The organism is Sporosarcina cascadiensis, from assembly GCF_009650995.1.
In the GTDB taxonomy this organism is placed as follows: domain Bacteria; phylum Bacillota; class Bacilli; order Bacillales_A; family Planococcaceae; genus Sporosarcina; species Sporosarcina cascadiensis.
In genome coordinates this window covers 418,375-436,483 of sequence record NZ_WHVV01000001.1, presented here as the reverse complement: position 1 = coordinate 436,483, position 18,109 = coordinate 418,375, and the positions used below count along the sequence as shown (strand labels likewise).

Below are 18,109 nucleotides of genomic sequence, written 5' to 3'. Positions count from 1 at the left end.
TTTTGCAGGAAACCATCCCATTATATCCGAAGCAAAACAATTTACTTTCATCTGAGGATGAATTATAATTGAATTAATCAAAGATAGTCAAAGTCAAACAAATGAAAGGTGGATGTTTATGCGTATGGACGGAATGCAGGAAGACCAGCGCTCGCCTCTGGAGCAATTTGGACGTAATCTTGTAGATGAAGTAAAGAATGGAAAAATGGATCCGGTCATTGGTCGGGATGAAGAAATACGGAATGTCATTCGGATTTTATCGAGAAAAACAAAAAATAATCCCGTATTGATCGGGGAGCCGGGTGTCGGTAAAACGGCCATCGTGGAAGGACTCGCGCAGCGTATTGTCAAAGGTGATGTGCCGGAAGGATTGAAGGACCGCCAGATTTTTGAATTGGATATGAGTGCTTTGATCGCGGGCGCCAAGTATCGGGGAGAATTTGAAGAGCGGCTGAAAGGCGTATTGAAACAAGTGAAAGAGAGTAATGGAGAAATCATTTTATTCATTGATGAAATCCATACAATAGTCGGAGCGGGGAAAACGGAAGGCGCGATGGATGCGGGGAATATGCTGAAGCCGATGCTTGCCAGAGGGGAATTGTACTGTATCGGTGCGACAACGCTTGATGAGTACCGGATGTATATCGAGAAAGATGCAGCGCTTGAACGCCGGTTCCAGCAAGTATTGGTGCGTGAGCCGTCTGTGGAAGATACGATTTCGATTTTGCGCGGATTGAAAGAACGTTTTGAACTGCACCACGGCGTACGGATTCATGACAGGGCGTTAGTTGCGGCGGCAACACTGTCGGACCGCTATTTAACAGAACGTTTCATGCCGGATAAAGCGATTGACTTGATTGACGAAGCAAGTGCAATGATCCGGACGGAAATTGATTCGATGCCGCAGGAGCTGGACGCGGTGACACGGCGCATCATGCAGCTTGAGATTGAAGAGCAGGCGCTGCGCAAAGAGAAAGATACGATGAGTCAGACCCGTCTTGCAGCTTTGCGTGAAGAATTGCAGGAACTGAAAGATTCTTCGAAAGATATGCGCGAGCAGTGGGACAGTGAAAAAGCTTCATTAAAAGAAGTGCAGAGCAAGCGGGAAGAACTGGACCGTTACCGCAGAGAACTGGAAGAAGCGGAAGGCCGTTTTGATTTGAATAAAGCCGCTGAATTGCAGTACGGCAAGATTCCTGTTTTGGAAAAAGAGTTGAAAGCATTGGAAAGTCCGCTGGAAGACAGTAAAGAACTGCGGTTATTGCGTGAAGAAGTGACAGAGGAAGAAATTGCTTCAATTGTGGCACGCTGGACAGGCATTCCGGTGACGAAATTGGTGGAAGGCGAGCGGGAGAAATTGCTTCGTTTGCATGAAACGTTGAAAGAACGTGTCATTGGGCAGGACAATGCGGTACAGCTGGTGACTGAAGCAGTCTGGCGTGCACGTGCAGGAATTCAGGATCCTAATAAACCGATCGGCTCGTTTCTGTTTCTGGGGCCGACGGGTGTCGGTAAGACGGAACTTGCGAAGACATTGGCTGCGACGCTGTTTGATTCGGAAGATCATTTTGTGAGGATCGATATGTCGGAGTATATGGAGAAACACAGTGTGTCGCGTCTCGTCGGGGCACCTCCCGGATACATCGGCTATGAAGAAGGCGGTCAGCTGACGGAAGCAGTTCGGCGCAATCCATACGCTGTTGTGTTATTGGATGAAATCGAAAAAGCGCATCCGGATGTCGCAAATATTCTGCTCCAGATTTTAGACGACGGACGGATTACAGACAGTCAGGGACGATTGGTGAACTTTACGAATACGGTCATCATTATGACATCAAATATCGGCTCGGCTTATTTATTGGAAGGGAATCTGGATGAGGAAGACCATGCAAAAGAAGATTTGATCATGGCGGAACTGCGCCGTCATTTCAAACCGGAGCTGCTGAACCGGATGGATGATATCATTATCTTCCACTCTTTGACGAATGATTCATTTAAAGCCATCACTCGGAAAATGCTTGGCGATTTGGTTGCGCGCCTGGCCGAACAAGATGTGCTGTTAGTGTATGACGATGAGGTGCTTGACTGGATTGTCAAAGAAGGAGCGGATGCAGATTTTGGTGCACGTCCGCTGAAACGTTTCATCCAGCGCCATGTGGAAACGAAAGTGGCGAAAGAAGTCATTAAAGGCGGCATGCAGGAAGGCGAACAAATTCATTTACTGATGAAAGACGGGGAATTAGTTGTTCAGGTTGGACAAGTGTAACCATATAAAAAAGCGTAGGCACATAGGTGCTTACGCTTTTTGGCCGTCTATTACACGTCTGCCGGTGACTCGTCTGGAATAACTGCTGTGATAATCAGAACCAATACAGCTAATACGATGGAGACGGTAACGCCCGCCATGAAGTCGAATTCAGTACCTACAATTGAACCAGCAACATAGTTCAACATGGAAACTAATAAGAACGACCAAACAAATGTCATAATATATTGCATGATTTTCACCTCGGTTAGTCTATTTCAAAGTACATCATACCATAGCCCATCCAAACGATGAAATGATAATATGATCTATTTTTGACGAAAAAGTGTCCTTGTATTGAAAAACGTCCGATTTTCTTCTATAATTAACACCAGGTACTAATAATAGATGATAAGGAACGGAGTAGATGAGATGAGAGCAGGATTGTTAGGAATGGGAAAATATAATCCGCCGCAGATCGTAACCAATGAAGACTTGGAAAAACGCATAGATACATCTGATGAATGGATTCGTTCACGGACGGGGATAGAGGAACGGCGAATTGCTGATGATATGATAAATACTTCCGACATGGCATTTGAAGCAGCGAAGCAGGCATTGGAATCAGCTGAAATCAGTGCAGATCAGCTTGGCTTGATTCTCGTTGCGACGGTAACGCCCGACTATTCGTTCCCTTCTGTTTCTACGATGATACAAGAACGTTTAGGTGCAAAACATGCGGCGGCAATGGATATATCAGCAGCTTGTGCAGGATTTATGTATGGTGTTGTAACTGCCAAGCAGTTCGTTGAATCCGGCACCTATGATTATGTACTGGTAGTAGGCGTTGAAAAACTATCAAAGATCACAGACTGGGAAGACCGCAATACGGCTGTTCTTTTCGGTGACGGAGCCGGTGCAACAGTTGTCGGTAAAGTGAGCGGAGACAGAGGAATTCTTTCATTTGAGCTGGGTGCAGACGGAACGGGCGGAAAGCATTTGCGCCACGATAAATTCATTGAAATGAACGGCCGTGAAGTATTTAAGTTTGCTGTTCGCCAGATGGGTGAGTCTGCGCTGTCTGTTACAGAGAAAGCAGGTTTGACGAAAGATGATGTGGACTATTTAATTCCTCACCAGGCAAATATCCGTATCATGGAAGCAGCGCGAGAACGACTGGGACTGCCGGTTGAAAAGATGTCAAAGTCCGTTCATAAATACGGCAATACATCTGCTGCATCGATTCCGATTTCATTGGTCGATGATCTGGCGGAAGGCCGCGTCAAAGATGATGATGTAATTGTCATGGTTGGATTCGGCGGCGGCTTGACTTGGGGCGCGCTATGTATAAAATGGGGTAAGTAAAGAAAAATAAACAATAAAGTTAACGATAGAAAGGAAGTTTGAACTTGGAAAAACGACGTGTAGTGGTTACAGGTATCGGCGGTGTGTCACCAGTAGGAAATACAGCTGAGGACTCATGGAATGCAGTAATTGAAGGGAAATCAGGCATCGATATCATGACCCGTCTGGATCAGGAGAAATTCCCGGTGCGTGTGATGGCTGAGGTCAAAGATTTTGATATCGAGCAGTTTGTTACACGTAAAGATGCGCGTAAGATGGACCGCTTTACACACTATGCGGTCGCTGCGTCATTGATGGCAATGAAGGATGCTGATCTGGAGCTGGATGATGAGACTGCACTCCGCACAGGTGTGTGGATCGGTTCCGGAATCGGGGGCATGGAATCACATGAAACACAATTCAACACGTTTCTTGAAAAAGGCTATCGCCGGGTCAGTCCATTTTTCGTTCCGATGATGATCCCGGACATGGCGGCAGGACAAGTATCCATCTTCACCGGTGCAAAAGGAATCAACTCTTGTTCAGTTACGGCATGTGCTTCCGGTACAAATTCTATCGGTGACGCATTTGAAGTTATTCTTCGCGGAGACGCAGATGTGATGATTACAGGCGGGACAGAGGCGCCGATTACGTCACTTGCTGTTGCAGGTTTCATTGCAAGCACTGCGCTTTCATTGAATGAAGATCCCGTGAAAGCATCCCGTCCATTTGATAAGGACCGCGATGGCTTTGTCATGGGGGAAGGCGCCGGGATCTTAATTCTGGAAGAGTATGAACATGCAGTAAAACGCGGGGCAAAGATCTACGCAGAAATCGTAGGCTACGGTTCGACTGGAGACGCGCATCATATTACGGCTCCTGCACCAGGCGGAGAAGGCGGCGCGCGTGCGATGGTCCAGGCGCTGCAGAAAGCGGACATCGAGCCGAATCAAATCGATTATATCAATGCGCACGGAACAAGTACGCCGTATAACGATTTATTCGAAACGATGGCGGCTAAAACAGTATTCGGTGATCATGCCTATAAACTGATGATGAGCTCGACAAAATCGATGACAGGCCATTTGCTTGGCGCTGCCGGCGGAATCGAAGCAATCTTCACCGTGAAAGCTCTTCAGGAAGGCATCATCCCGCCGACCATCCATTATGAAACTCCGGATCCGGAATGTGATTTGGATTACGTCGTAAATGAAGCGCGTAAATCAAATATTACTTATGCGATGAGCAACTCGCTTGGGTTTGGCGGTCATAACGCTTCATTAATATTTAAAAAAATATAATAAAAAACGGAAAGGGCCACTGCGGCTCTTTCCGTTTTTTGCATGCTCGTCTAAAGTGGGCTCCTCCACACATATAATGAAAGAAAACAAGAAAAGGCGAGGATCAGTGTGACACGTTTTCTGGCATTTATCTGCAGTTATTGTGTGATTGTCGTATCAACGGCTAATCTGCTTTTCTACTTAAACTACTCTGCGATGGGCTATACCTATCAACAAATCCTGCTGTTCATGCTGCAATCGGCGGATTTCACTTTCCTGCTGATCGCGAGTTTTATATTGCTGCTTACCGTCTGCGTCCCAAGCCCATTGCGGCTTCCATTCTCTTAAGAGTAGCAGAAGCGATATCGTTGGCTTTTTCAGCTCCGCGGTCCAAAATAGCGTCCAGCTCAGGAGAATCAATCAGCTCGTAATACCGCTTTTGGATCACAGCTAAATGTTCATTAATTGCTTCTGCAACGCCGGCTTTAAACGCTCCATAGCCTACACCCTTATATTTTTCCTCTAATTCAGCGATGGTCTTTCCGCCTAATGAAGATTCGATGATCAACAGATTGGAAACACCCGGTTTGTTTTCCACATCGAACTTCACAACGCCTTCCGAATCTGTCACCGCACTTTTGATTTTCTTTTCTATTTCTTTCGGCGTGTCCAAAATGGTGATCGTTGCCTTTTTATTCGCATCCGATTTACTCATTTTCTTCAGTGGATCTTGTAAAGATTTTATGCGTGCGCCATTTTTAGGAATACGAACGGCTGGAATGGTCAATACTTTTCCGTAGCGGCTGTTAAAACGTTCCGCTAAATCGCGCGTCAGCTCAAGATGCTGCTTCTGGTCTTCGCCGACAGGAACGATGTCGGTGTTGTACAGAAGAATATCAGCAGCCATTAAAGGAGGATACGTAAGCAATGCGGCCGATACACCTTCCGCACCATCTGATTTATCTTTGAACTGTGTCATGCGCTCGAGTTCTCCGATGTAGGAGACGCACTGCATGATCCAGCCGGCCTGTGCGTGTGCCGGAACTTCGGACTGGATGAAGAGTGTGGACTTCTCCGGATCGATGCCGCTGGCAATGTACGTGGCTGCGAGGGCTCTGATTGCTTTCTTCAGCTCATCCGGTTCCTGCTGGACAGTGATAGCATGCTGGTCAACGATGCAGAAGATGCAGTCTTCGTCGTTTTGCAGCTCGACGAATTGACGGAATGCACCGATGTAGTTGCCGAGTGTGATGACGCCTGTAGGCTGAACGCCTGAGAATATAGTTTTCATTTTTGTTTCCTCCTGGTTTTATGTTGTTTTAAAAATGTACGCATATAAGGTTTTGGGCATGGGGATTTTCGCTTCAGACGGTACGCTTTCTGGAGGGCCCGCGGTAAGCCGACTTGGAGAGCAATGACGTGCTCCTAACGCTGCGCTTTTACTCGCAAAAGCCGTTCTTCGTTACGGCTCTCGCTTTGCTCCCCTAAGTTGTCATCACCTGTCGACCTAATCCTCCCGGAGTCGACCGTCTTCCGCTTCAATCCCTAATTTTTTGTGGTGAAATACTTAGTTTAGTTCGCTGTAGCTATTATGCATATAAATTCTCAAATCTAAAGATGAAGTTAAAAGTTCGAAATCAATCCAAACTTGCATCGATATGATTCAAGACTGCAAACAAGTTAACTTTTGGATTTAAAATATGCTAATGAGACATGAATACTTTATATACTACGTGATCCACAAAACTTCCCAGATGTTAGACGGCTGCAGTGAGTTCACTACATTCCCTCACAACAAAACATAGGATTGAAGCGGAGGGTGGGGCGACTCCCGGAGGATCAGCGTGCGTCTTGAGACCCCGCAGGCAGCGTCAGCGGACGAGGAGGCTCAAGCCACGCCCTCGGGAAAGCGCCCCACCTGCAGTGAAATCCCAAACTGGATAATAATTAATCCAAACCCGAATTAAGACTGAAAAACGGCATAAAAAAACATCAGTCCTCCCTGTAAATAGGGACGATTGATGTTGGGAACCGTGGTACCACCCGAATTGCTTTTGTAAAAAGCCGCTCTGTTCCGTTAACGCGGAAGACGTGATGGAGTACTTGTGTTCATCCATCAGGCTCGGGATCCCATTCTTTTTGGGCGATTTTGCTTGCTCACACCTTGTACAAGCTCTCTGGAAAAATCGCGGCAAAAATACTTTTTCCTTCAATGCCGTTGTTTTATTACCTAAAAGTATATCGGCTTGCGCTGATAATTGCAACTTCCTGAAAGTATTTCTGATTATAATGAAACCTTTCAGTACATCTGTACGTACTATAAGAGAGAGAAGCAGCAGCAGATGAGAAATCTAAATGAGAATCCTACTAATTTTATTCAGCAGGTTTAATTCAAATCAGTATGGGGTATAAAAAGAGAAGATGTTCATTTATTGCTGAAAACATCTCGATTTATCGAAGGTCCATTAAAAAATATCCAATGCAAAAAATCCTCAAAAGTTTTTTTGAAAAACTATATTAATTGAGAATGAATATGTGTATAATGAGCAGTATCAACATAAATTATAATAATTCTAATTAGAAATTTAAACATATCAAATCTAAATGAGCGTAAGCCGGGAAAGGACGTGTCAGGAATGGGTGTAACACTTTATACATCGCCTAGTTGTACATCTTGCAGAAAAGCAAAAGCATGGTTGGAGGAACACGAGATTCCTTATACAGAGCGTAATATCTTCTCTGAACCATTGAATATTCAGGAAATCAAACAAATTCTTCGCATGACGGAAGACGGGACAGATGAAATTATCTCTACACGATCTAAGATTTTCCAAAAGTTGAATGTCGATGTAGAAAGCCTTCCGTTGCAGCGTTTATATGAATTAATTCAAGAACATCCAGGTCTTTTGAGAAGACCAATCATTCTAGATGAAAAAAGACTTCAAGTAGGGTACAATGAAGATGAGATTCGTCGTTTCCTACCGAGAAAAGTTAGAGCCTATCAGCTGCTCGAAGCGCGGCGTATGGTAAACTAATCTAAATACAAAAGCTGATAGGGATGACACACTGGATACATTTGTGCCTATCAGCTTTTTTGAATTGAATTTCCCTTGGATTCCTCTAGGATTTTCGCTTCAATGCTTAGGCAAATGAAATAAACCCTTTCGAATTCGGTTTGGCAGACATATAGTAGAGTAAGCATTGCATGCGAGTAAATTATATAACAGGGGAAGGCCTGTTTTACAGAAGGGAGAGATAAGGGATGGAAATAGAGAGAATTAATGAGAATACGGTAAAGTTTTATTTATCATATGGAGATATAGAGGACCGCGGCTTCAGCAAAGAGGACGTATGGTACAACCGCGAAAAGAGCGAAGAGCTTTTTTGGGATATGATGGATGAATTAGGGGACGACACAGAGTTTGAAGTGGAAGGTCCGCTATGGATTCAAGTCAATGCGATGAATGAGGGAATTGAAGTGATCGTTACCCGGGCGCATCTGCCGAAGAACGCTGAAAGTTCGCAATTTCCTTTTGGCATTGAAGATCCGGAAGAGTTATTTGATCCAATTTTTGACGCAATCAATGAAACAGAAGAGGAAAATGAAGAAGTGCAGCTGACGGACCGATTGTACATGTTCCATGAATTTGACGAACTGATTCCTCTTGCGGCTAAGATGATCTCTTTAGAAGACGAGTTCGAAACTCAGCTATATGCTTTCGAAAATCGTTACTATCTTAACTTGCGTTTTGATTACTCTCTCATCGAAACGAAACGTGCCAAAGATATTGCCAGCATGATTTCAGAATTCGGTTCACCATCTAAATTGACGATACACCGTTTAGAAGAATACGGTACTTCCGTCATGGCGTCTGATGTATTCAAACAAGTTGATAAATATTTTGCATAATACACTGAAAAGCTACCAATATACTGGTAGCTTTTTTTAGTCTTCATCAAAACATGTGCTTGGCAGTTTATTTCATGAGCAGTTTGAGATTTGACTGTGACAGCGCAGTATAGGACGGTAAGTGGGAAGATACCGTTTCCCTGCGTTCCAGGCGGACGCGTTCCGGAGGGCCCGCGGTAAGCCAACTTGGTCGCTTCGCTCCCGCAAGTTGTCTTACCTGTCGGGCTGACCCTCCTGAAGTGGTTTTGCCGCGGGCTCACACGAAGTGAGTCATGCAACCGTTGCCGCAGGACGCGGCGTACTTAGGTTGCCTGGAACGAAGGTACACTGGTTGGTTTTTCAGGGCTTTTTATGTGAGCGGGCAGTATGAGCAAAGTATCTGAGGTTATTATAATAGGTGCGATGTTTCATGTAATACTTAGTATTTTGCAAAGGAGTTAGATTCTTGAACTTCCTGCAAAGTCGAGAAACAAAACTATGCCAACTAAATATACACTCTGCAAAAGAGCAGTATGACATACTTTCTACAATACCAGCGAAGGCGCAACTGCGGGGTCGGCCGTTGCTATGAGACAACTGGCGCGGTCTTTGCCAGCTGGCTCATGGCGTAAGGCAATCCCCCAGCGCCGAAGCGGGTTTAAACTGCAGCAGGGTTTTCGCAATACACATTTGAAAGGTTGTCAAGAACAGACTTTGGTGTTGAGCCTTTTTTTAGTGAAATAAAATGCTTGCTAAGTAATCTGAAAATTTGTAAGATAAAGTGGAGAGGAGAGTGAAGTCCTTGTTGACAGCTCATACAGCTGAAGGGGAACTAGTCATCCTAACTAGAAGTCAATCCCTGGAAAGCTTGAGAGAACGGCGTAAACAAGAATCCTTTTATTGTCCCCAATGTAAAGAACAGTTGATTTTGAAAGTCGGTGATCTGGTTATTCCGCATTTTGCCCACTATCAGCAGTCATCCTGCCGAAATAGCTTTTCGGAAGGTGAATCTCCGGCACACTTGCTAGGTAAAAGTCAGCTGTATGAATTTTTCTCGCACCATACACCCGCTGTGAAGCTCGAACCGTTTCTGCCAGACATACAGCAGCGGCCGGATTTGCTCGTCGTGTGGGGCGATACAGAAGTTCCGGTTGAATTTCAATGCAGTACCATTTCCACTTCGCTGGTACGGCAGCGAAATGCAGGCTATTATCTATTGAATATGCTTCCTGTCTGGATCATTCTGACACCCCAGTCGATCCAAACTTCTACTGCTGACATTCTTACTCTTCGATTATCTTCATTTCTTCAATTTTTTATTCGGCAGATCCCTAACCGAATGTCCGTCCTTCTTACCTATCATCCTCAAAGTGAACGATTCTACTATCTCAGCCCGATTATTCATTTACAAGGTTCGACATATGCTGCCCGGCATCTGACATTGTCATTGCATAAACAGACCGTTCCGTTTTCCCTTCCTTCGTCTCCCAGCCAGACAGATATCCGCGAGCTTGCCCTTCATTATCAGTCTGCCCGCCGAAAATATTTGCGTACCGTCATTGCATATAATCAAAAGGGCATACACAATCAGTTTTTACGGGCATGTTATGAAATGCGCATTCAGCCGGTTCAACTGCCTGCCTGGATCGGAGTGCCTGTCCAAGGTCAGGAAGCATTCAGGCAATCGGACTGCGAGTGGCAATTATTATTTGTCGCAGCTGTCCGAGAAACGAGAAAGTCACCTGATCAGCTTAATACGTCATTTTTTCATACATTCATTAAGCAATTCGATGGCGAACCCGACGATCTGCTGGCTGCCTGCCGCTCATATGGAGACTTTTTGCGCGAAGAACGCATAGATATCTACCGTATGGATCGATTTACAGATGGGGATTTTGTTTACGAGGTCCTTTCAGGGCGATTTCTTGCAATGTATGCAAAGAATTGAGAAAATATAATGGATTGGAATTACGTTGAATAGGCTGAAGGAGGAATTTGATTGACGAATGATAATAAGGTATTGACTCGCGATGAAGTGGCAGAGGAAGAAACATGGCGTTTGGAAGATATTTTCAATTCCGATGAAGCATGGGATAAAGAATATCTGAAAGTAGAAGAAATGGTGAATGAAGCCGAAGAATACAAAGGAAAACTCGGTGACGGTGCCAGAACGCTTTTCGAAGCACTTACTTACCGTGACAAATTAGCGGAGCGTCTGCGCAGATTGTACACGTATGCTCATTTGAAGACGGATCAGGATACAACGAATAGCTATTATCAGGCGATGGACGGCCGTATTAAGACATTGGTTGTCAAAGTCTCCACAGCACTTTCTTATTTCACACCCGAATTACTTTCTATTGATGAAGAGCAGCTGAATCAAACGATTGAATCCCATGAAGGTTTGCGTTTATATAAGCAGGAGTTCAAAGAATTGAATGCAGAACGCGCACATATCCTTTCATCAGAACAGGAAGCATTGCTTGCGCAGCTTTCAGAAGTGACGGGAGTGCCCGCTGAAACATTCAGTATGCTGAATAATGCCGATTTGACGTTTGGCATGGTGAAGGACGAAGACGGCAGCGAAGTACAGCTGACGCATGGCCGTTACTCACGTTTCTTGGAAAGCAAAGATCCTAAAGTACGGGAAGCTGCTTTCAAAGAGATGTATTCAAGATATGGAGAGTTCAAAAATACATTCGCTTCTACATTAAGCGGAAATGTCAAAGCGCATAACGTCAACGCAAGAATCCGAAACTACAGCTCTGCACGAGAAGCGGCGTTGTCAGGCAATCATATTCCGGAACAGGTATATGAGAACCTTGTGACAACAATCAATAAAAATCTGGATTCACTGCACCGCTATGTTGCTTTGCGCAAAAAAGTTTTGCAGACCGATACACTTCATATGTGGGATATGTATACGCCGCTCGTAGAAGATACGGAAATCAAATACACCTATGAAGAAGCGAAAGAGACGATGCTTGAGAGCTTCCATCCGCTTGGCGAGAACTATAAGTCCATTGTCAAAGAAGGACTGGAGAATCGCTGGGTGGACGTGCGCGAGAACAAAGGTAAGCGTTCAGGCGCCTATTCTTCAGGTTCATATGGTACGAATCCGTATATCCTCATGAACTGGCAGGATAATGTGAGCAATCTATTTACGCTGGCACATGAATTCGGGCACAGTGTACACAGTTATTATTCCCGTGAGAATCAGCCGTTTATCTACAGCGGTTATTCCATTTTTGTAGCAGAAGTAGCTTCTACAGTGAATGAAGCATTGCTGAACGACCACTTATTGAAAGTGACAACAGATGAAGATCAACGTATTTATCTGCTGAACTATTGGCTGGACGGATTCCGTGCAACCGTATTCCGTCAGACGATGTTTGCAGAGTTTGAACAGTTGATTCATAAGCTGGATCAAGAAGGCGTGCCGTTAACGGCTGAAAAATTAACAGAAGAGTATTATGCTCTGAATAAGAAATATTATGGAGAAGCGATAGTTAGTGATGAGGAAATCGGTCTGGAATGGGCGCGTATCCCTCACTTCTACTATAACTATTATGTCTATCAGTATGCGACTGGTTACAGCGCGGCCGTAGCATTGAGCAAACAGATTCTGGAAGAAGGCCAGCCGGCAGTCGACAGGTATATCACCAACTTCCTGAAGGCGGGTTCCTCTGATTATCCGATTGAAGTGCTGAAAAAAGCAGGAGTTGATATGACATCTGAGCAGCCGATCGAAGATGCATGCCGTGTATTTGAAGAGCGTTTACATGAACTGGAACAGCTTTTGGCTAGAAGAGGGTAATAGGTTCCGGGGCATTCGCTAGGTCTTGTCGAAAGGTGGGACATGCGAAGGAATACGGGCTTAATTTGTTGAAGTTATATGCAATTTGTGATATGGTATGGGTGTGGAATAAATCACATACCAAACATACACCCCTTTTGTTTGAACGTGAACATTTCTCCCATTCCCTTTGAAAAAGAGCATTCACTCCCCCCCAGGAGTGAGTGCTCTTTTCTTTTGATCCGGAGAATTTATAACATGCTGGTTTGTTTGCAGAGTGTAGAATTAGTTGGTATGGTTTCGTTGCTCGACTTTGTATTATGTTTGAGCGAAGTGTGAGTTTGCAGTATGAATCTGCTTCGGCGTTGAGGGATTGCCTTACGCAGTGAGCCTACTGGCGAAGAGCATGCCAGCAGTCTCACAGCCACGGCCGACCCCGCAGTTGCGCCTACGTTGGTGTAGGGAATGTATGACATACTGCATTTTTACAGAGTGTGAGTTTAGTTAGTGTTGTTCCCGGTTTCTCGACCTTGCAAGAAGTTTGAATGGGGGATGTGTTTGCAGTTTAAATCCGCTTCGGCGCTGGGGGATTGCCTTACGCTGTGAGCCAGCTGGCAAAGACCACGCCAGTTGTCTCACAGCACCGGCTAACCCCGCAGTTGCGCCTTCGCTGGTGTGGGGAATGTATGACTTGCTGCATTTTTACAGAGTGTGAGCTAAGTTAGTTTTGTTCCCGTTTCTCGACTATGCAAATGCATTGATCACAAAAATCTTAGCCTCTGTAGAATGATAAGTAATGCATGAAAACAGTACTTATTATAACAATCTAAGACGGTATGCTCATATTGTCACTCACATAAAAAGTTCTGAAACATCAGCCTAGTGTACCGGAGTGGAAGGCGGCGACTCCGGGAGGATCAGCCCGATAGGATGAGACAACTAAAGGGAGCGAAGCGACCAGTTGGCTCACCGAGGGCCCTCCGGAACGCGTCCGCCTGGAACGCAGGGAAACGGTATTCTACATCACAACCATCCTTTAGACTGCGGCTCTAATTTGATAAATAAATACATATTTTGTAAACAGGACCTACTATCAAACAAAAAAATACCCGGGATAATAAACAAATATTATCCCGGGTTTGTATAAGTGCTATTTAATTAATGAACAATTCGGCTGCTTCTTGCGCCAAAGGGTCCGGTCTTGAAAAGGGATACGTTCAATTTGCTGCTTCAATAAGCGCTTCTTTAACTCACGCTCAGCTTCTTTTTCTGAAATGTGATAGATTTCCGCAACTTCTTTTGTCGTCAGCAGATCAAAGCGATTGAACAATGAACTGATCGGCGGCGGGATATCCGGTAAAATCTGCTGGCCAATTAACTCCTCTAAGATTTGCTCATAGATTGGATAATCGTAAAGACCGCTCACTTTCAAGCCCTCATCTTCAATATTGCTATTAAAGAATACGAAAGTCGGCGCTTCATCCACTTCCATTTCATTTCCTAGAAACATATCGACCTGCAACGCGCGGCGTGTCTCTTCGGATGTAAAATCAACGATAAATTCATCGACATCCAAATTAATTCGTGCTGCTATTTCTACCAGAACAGAAAAAGATGCCACATCACGATTCTTCATGAAAGAATATTCCAATAAGCAGGAAAGATAGCGAAAACCGGCACGCTTTCCCTGAAATTCTGCAGCTTTCACGGCAATGCTTGGAAAGCATGGGTTTGAACGCTTCGATGAAGAAGGATCATTTGTGTCGGCAAGCTGAGGTATATTCAATTTATTCATGGGCGTGCGCAGTGCGATTCTAAGCGTAAAATAATGATCATATTCGACTTGCAGTTTACGCAGAAGCGGTTGGAGCGACCAGCAGTCTTTGCAGTAAGGATCCAAAAATACATAAAGTTCAATCGGTTTAGCTGAAGCAGAATAGTGTAACGTATCATCAATAACAGTTAGATAGTTCACTGGTCTTCCTCCTCGTTCCTATTTACCATATGGTTGGCTGTTAAGACAAGGCGCTGATAATAGACATTTCGAAGCGGTCCCTCCAGTCCCACTTCATCCATTGCTTCTTCCATGCACGCAAGCCAGGCTTGGGAGCGGGCAGGCGTTATGGGGAAAGGCATATGTCGAGCTTTCATCATGGGATGGCCATGTTCATCTGTATATAAGTTAGGGCCGCCTAAATATTGTGTCTGGAATTGTTTTTGTTTCCGAACAGTTTCGGATAAATCGTCAGGAAATATCGGGTAGAGATCCGGATGTACCGCGACTTTTTCATAAAAGCGATCAATCATTTCATGTAACCTTTTTTCGCCAATCTCTTCGAAAGGGATAACAGGTTTTCGGGTCATTACATTCACACCCTTTCGTTCTTCTGTCTCCTTATTCTATCAACGAACGATTTTCTATACAAATAAAAGAACTTATTCGTGCGCATTGTTATATAGCAGACGCTGGCTGTTTGACGTACAACGATGCCATTACACCATCTGTCCGTAATAGTTCATGACTTTTTTGACGTATTGCTGTGTTTCTTTAAATGGAGGGATACCGCCGTATTTTTTAACGTTTCCCGGACCTGCGTTGTAGGCAGCCAATGCTGTTTCGACATTGCCAAATTGATTCAGCATATTTTTCAGATATTTGGCGCCGCCCATAATATTTTGTTTCGGGTCAAAACGATCCGTTACACCAATGAATTTCGCCGTGCCGGGCATGAGCTGCATAAGTCCTGCCGCACCTGCGTGACTGGTGACATTATTGTTGAAATTGGATTCTTGCTTGATGACAGCTGCAATCAGCTTTTCCGGCAGCTGATATTTTTCCGCCGCCTGCTTAATAATATCCTCATAACGCCCATTATATGTCCCACCTGCCGCTGGCTGTGCAGTAATCGCGGACAACGGATTCTGCATAGGAACGGCAGGCATCGAAACAGGCGAATACACTGGATTTGAGCCCTGATAAAGCAGGCTTTCAGGCAGTGCCGCCACTTCAGAGCCAAGGGCTCCGCCACTGTCCACCATAAGCTGCGCGAGCATAGACTGGAACTCATTCGAACTTCCGGAAGATTGTGTACTGAAGGATTGAACCGCTCCGAGAGTTTGAATAGCGTTTATTTCCAGAAGCATCCGCATATTTTGTGTGTCCAGGTTCATACTTTCTCCCCCTATTTTGTATTTCAATTAAAGTTTATTGGTCGATTATATCCATTATAACAACTTCTAACCCAGAATGTACAATAACAAAATGCAACTGAGTGTGTCATATGGTAGACTGAACGTAAAGACATCAATTAAGGAAGTGATCCCTGTGGATAGTAAAAATAAAATAATAAAAACGGTACAGCAGGACAATGAGATGCAGTTCATTTTAGCCCCGGAAACTGAGTGGCCGTTAGGTTCGCCGACTGGAAAAATGCTGACCGACACAGACCGACAATCTTTCGTTTATGTATTTGATCATGAGTCGGGCTATCGTTATGCGTATTTTCAGCAGGACAGCTGGAATGGTCTGGTGGAAATGCTGCTGAATAAGTACGATCCCGTTATCGTATGGAACGATGAGAAAATTCATTTAGATGGTGCGTTTGAAGAATTAGAGGCTTTAGTAATGAATATTGAGGGAAATGATAATTATGGTGAGACATTCAGTGCGGCCGTTGAAGAAGTTTTCCGGCCTGTGCTAGAACAGGTATAATTGCGAATGGTAATGGAATATCAGAAATCACAGAAAAAGAAAGGAAGTGACTTAATGAAATTCACTATTCAGTCGCGAAACGATGAGATTTCGAATAAATTAATGAAGGAAGCGCGCGTATATTTGCGGGATTTCGGCTTAAAGTATGACGAGGAGGAACCGGATATCGTGCTGTCGATTGGCGGTGACGGAACCTTGTTGCATGCTTTCCATAAATACATACACCGGTTAGACAAAACATCATTCGTAGGGATCCACACAGGGCATCTTGGATTTTACGCGGATTGGAAGCCTTCAGAGATAGAGAAATTAGTCATTTTAATCGCAAGACAGGAGTATGAAGTCATCGAGTATCCGCTGATTGAGGTGACGATCAATTATCGTCATTCCGAAAAAAGTGCTTCTTATCTGGCTTTGAACGAGTCAACAGTTAAATCGCCTGAAGTCACGCTGGTGATGGACGTTGAATTAAACGGCGAGCATTTCGAACGTTTTAGAGGAGATGGTCTGTGCATGTCTACGCCATCGGGTTCTACGGCTTACAGCAAATCGCTTGGCGGCGCGATCATCCATCCGTCATTGCCGTCCATGCAGCTGACTGAAATGGCATCGATCAATAACCGGGTTTTCCGTACGGTCGGTTCTCCGCTGATTTTGCCTGATCATCATATTTGCACGCTGACACCGGTAAAAGGACCGGATTTCATGGTAACCGTCGATCATTTGCAATTGCTTCATAAAGACGTAAAATCGATTGAGTACAAAGTTTCGAATGAAAAAATGGGCTTTGCCCGTTTCAGACCTTTCCCATTCTGGAAGCGCGTCAATGAATCATTCGTGGCGAGTGATCTGCGTTTTGAACGTGAAGACGATGAAGCAAAGAACTGACCGTTTATTTCAACTCGAATTTGAAGCTCGGGAAGAAATGCTGCTGCGTGAATTCCTGTCGAAAAATGATATTTCAAAAACCACATTAACAGCCATAAAATACGAAGGCGGACAGATTTTAGTGAACGGCGAGGTCCGGAACGTCCGCCATTCTTTGCAGCCCGGCGATCGAGTCACGGTACAGTTTCCACCCGAACAACTAAGTGAAGGTCTGAAGCCCGAATACGGAAAACTGTCGATTTTATATGAAGACGAAACGATCTTATTGCTGGATAAGCCAGCAGGCCAGAGTACGATACCTTCTCGTAATCATCCGACGGGAACGCTCGCTAATTTTGTTTGCGGTAAATTTGAATCAGAGGGAATTTTATCGACTGCCCATATGGTGACAAGACTGGATACAGATACTTCTGGTGTAATTTGCGCAGCGAAAAATCGGCATATTCATCATTTATTGGGCAAGCAGATGAATCAGCAGCTGTTTCACCGTAGTTATACAGCATTTGCAGAAGGGGCCGGATTTCCTGCCTGGATGACAATCGAGCAGCCGATCGGCAGAAAAGAAGGCAGTATTATCGAGCGGACAGTACGGCAGGATGGGCAGTATGCAAAAACAGATGTTAAGTTTTTGGGTAATTATGTAAGAGAGTCATTTCCTTTTTCGGCAGTGGAATTAACACTGCATACGGGGAGGACTCATCAAATCCGCGTTCATCTGCAGTGGGCGGGCCATCCCTTAGTCGGCGATAATCTATACGGGGCTGTGAATCACTTATTTCCAAGGCAGGCGCTGCATTGTTCATCAATCAGTTTCCTTCATCCGCTAACGAATGAAAGGATGAAATTTGATAGCGCATTACCGGAAGACATGCAGCATTTTTTACAGAGCAGTGAGAGTATTCAGCTGTAAAAAGAATTAATTTCCCGGGGAATAATAGAAGAATATAGTGTAAAC

15 protein-coding genes and 1 other annotated feature are annotated in these 18,109 nt (G+C 44.6%); of the genes, 10 read left to right on the top strand and 5 right to left on the bottom strand.

From position 1 onward, the window contains the following. The first annotated feature begins 124 nt into the window (after positions 1 to 124). Positions 125 to 2,266 (top strand): ATP-dependent Clp protease ATP-binding subunit, encoded by a 2,142-nt coding sequence (locus tag GDZ68_RS02140; protein ID WP_194841029.1) that lies wholly within the window; start codon positions 125 to 127, stop codon positions 2,264 to 2,266. Between the two features lie 50 nt (positions 2,267 to 2,316). Here the strand turns inward: GDZ68_RS02140 and GDZ68_RS02135 are convergent, their stop codons facing one another. Beyond that, complete coding sequence (locus GDZ68_RS02135; protein WP_153720618.1) at positions 2,317 to 2,499, bottom strand: YjzD family protein; 183 nt, start codon at positions 2,497 to 2,499, stop codon at positions 2,317 to 2,319. A 178-nt stretch (positions 2,500 to 2,677) separates the two neighbouring features. Between GDZ68_RS02135 and GDZ68_RS02130 the strand changes: the two genes are divergently transcribed. Together GDZ68_RS02130 and fabF are read left to right on the top strand one after the other, a co-directional pair. Continuing rightward, positions 2,678 to 3,610: a beta-ketoacyl-ACP synthase III gene (locus tag GDZ68_RS02130; protein WP_153720617.1), complete on the top strand. Its 933-nt coding sequence runs from the start codon at positions 2,678 to 2,680 to the stop codon at positions 3,608 to 3,610. A gap of 44 nt (positions 3,611 to 3,654) precedes the next feature. Then, positions 3,655 to 4,890, top strand: coding sequence for a beta-ketoacyl-ACP synthase II (fabF, locus tag GDZ68_RS02125; RefSeq protein WP_153720616.1), 1,236 nt, complete (start codon positions 3,655 to 3,657; stop codon positions 4,888 to 4,890). A gap of 283 nt (positions 4,891 to 5,173) precedes the next feature. Here the strand turns inward: fabF and trpS are convergent, their stop codons facing one another. Beyond that, positions 5,174 to 6,160: a tryptophan--tRNA ligase gene (trpS, locus tag GDZ68_RS02120; protein ID WP_153720615.1), complete on the bottom strand. Its 987-nt coding sequence runs from the start codon at positions 6,158 to 6,160 to the stop codon at positions 5,174 to 5,176. Between the two features lie 716 nt (positions 6,161 to 6,876). Then, positions 6,877 to 7,091, bottom strand: a binding site (T-box leader). A gap of 414 nt (positions 7,092 to 7,505) precedes the next feature. Between trpS and spxA the strand changes: the two genes are divergently transcribed. The 4 genes from spxA (at position 7,506) to pepF (ending at position 12,575) form a co-directional block, all read left to right on the top strand. Then, complete coding sequence (gene spxA / locus GDZ68_RS02115; RefSeq protein ID WP_009765721.1) at positions 7,506 to 7,904, top strand: transcriptional regulator SpxA; 399 nt, start codon at positions 7,506 to 7,508, stop codon at positions 7,902 to 7,904. 227 nt (positions 7,905 to 8,131) lie between these two features. Beyond that, a complete protein-coding gene (gene mecA / locus GDZ68_RS02110; RefSeq protein ID WP_153720614.1) occupies positions 8,132 to 8,779 on the top strand; it encodes an adaptor protein MecA in 648 nt (215 codons plus the stop codon). Between the two features lie 781 nt (positions 8,780 to 9,560). Next, entirely contained in the window at positions 9,561 to 10,706 is a 1,146-nt protein-coding gene (locus GDZ68_RS02105; protein WP_194841021.1) for a competence protein CoiA, read from the top strand. A 51-nt stretch (positions 10,707 to 10,757) separates the two neighbouring features. After that, the gene (gene pepF / locus GDZ68_RS02100; RefSeq protein WP_153720612.1) at positions 10,758 to 12,575 is read left to right on the top strand and encodes an oligoendopeptidase F; all 1,818 of its coding nucleotides are present in this window, start codon (positions 10,758 to 10,760) and stop codon (positions 12,573 to 12,575) included. 1,129 nt (positions 12,576 to 13,704) lie between these two features. On the opposite strand, the gene GDZ68_RS02095 is transcribed toward pepF, so the two are convergent. The 3 genes from GDZ68_RS02095 to GDZ68_RS02085 form a co-directional block, all read right to left on the bottom strand. Beyond that, positions 13,705 to 14,529, bottom strand: coding sequence for a DsbA family protein (locus GDZ68_RS02095; protein ID WP_153720611.1), 825 nt, complete (start codon positions 14,527 to 14,529; stop codon positions 13,705 to 13,707). Continuing rightward, positions 14,526 to 14,918, bottom strand: coding sequence for a globin domain-containing protein (locus GDZ68_RS02090; RefSeq protein ID WP_153720610.1), 393 nt, complete (start codon positions 14,916 to 14,918; stop codon positions 14,526 to 14,528). The genes GDZ68_RS02095 and GDZ68_RS02090 overlap by 4 nt, the downstream gene beginning before the upstream one ends. Positions 14,919 to 15,047: 129 nt before the next feature. Next, complete coding sequence (locus GDZ68_RS02085; protein ID WP_228550973.1) at positions 15,048 to 15,719, bottom strand: lytic transglycosylase domain-containing protein; 672 nt, start codon at positions 15,717 to 15,719, stop codon at positions 15,048 to 15,050. 160 nt (positions 15,720 to 15,879) lie between these two features. Between GDZ68_RS02085 and GDZ68_RS02080 the strand changes: the two genes are divergently transcribed. Genes GDZ68_RS02080 through GDZ68_RS02070 form a run of 3 tightly spaced genes read left to right on the top strand, consistent with a single transcriptional unit; the run spans position 15,880 to position 18,064 of the window. Continuing rightward, complete coding sequence (locus GDZ68_RS02080) at positions 15,880 to 16,266, top strand: UPF0738 family protein (RefSeq protein WP_153720608.1); 387 nt, start codon at positions 15,880 to 15,882, stop codon at positions 16,264 to 16,266. A 54-nt stretch (positions 16,267 to 16,320) separates the two neighbouring features. Beyond that, a complete protein-coding gene (locus tag GDZ68_RS02075) occupies positions 16,321 to 17,154 on the top strand; it encodes an NAD kinase (protein ID WP_153720607.1) in 834 nt (277 codons plus the stop codon). Continuing rightward, entirely contained in the window at positions 17,093 to 18,064 is a 972-nt protein-coding gene (locus tag GDZ68_RS02070; RefSeq protein WP_330583157.1) for an RluA family pseudouridine synthase, read from the top strand. The genes GDZ68_RS02075 and GDZ68_RS02070 overlap by 62 nt, the downstream gene beginning before the upstream one ends. The last annotated feature ends 45 nt before the right edge of the window (positions 18,065 to 18,109 follow it).

Excerpts from the sequence above, each read along its gene's own strand:
- GDZ68_RS02140 (WP_194841029.1), top strand. The coding sequence starts at position 125 with ATGGACGGAATGCAGGAAGACCAGCGCTCGCCTCTGGAGCAATTTGGA.
- GDZ68_RS02135 (WP_153720618.1), bottom strand. The coding sequence starts at position 2,499 with ATGCAATATATTATGACATTTGTTTGGTCGTTCTTATTAGTTTCCATG.
- GDZ68_RS02130 (WP_153720617.1), top strand. The coding sequence starts at position 2,678 with ATGAGAGCAGGATTGTTAGGAATGGGAAAATATAATCCGCCGCAGATC.
- trpS (WP_153720615.1), bottom strand. The coding sequence starts at position 6,160 with ATGAAAACTATATTCTCAGGCGTTCAGCCTACAGGCGTCATCACACTC.
- spxA (WP_009765721.1), top strand. The coding sequence starts at position 7,506 with ATGGGTGTAACACTTTATACATCGCCTAGTTGTACATCTTGCAGAAAA.
- mecA (WP_153720614.1), top strand. The coding sequence starts at position 8,132 with ATGGAAATAGAGAGAATTAATGAGAATACGGTAAAGTTTTATTTATCA.
- GDZ68_RS02090 (WP_153720610.1), bottom strand. The coding sequence starts at position 14,918 with ATGACCCGAAAACCTGTTATCCCTTTCGAAGAGATTGGCGAAAAAAGG.
- GDZ68_RS02075 (WP_153720607.1), top strand. The coding sequence starts at position 16,321 with ATGAAATTCACTATTCAGTCGCGAAACGATGAGATTTCGAATAAATTA.
- GDZ68_RS02070 (WP_330583157.1), top strand. The coding sequence starts at position 17,093 with ATGAATCATTCGTGGCGAGTGATCTGCGTTTTGAACGTGAAGACGATG.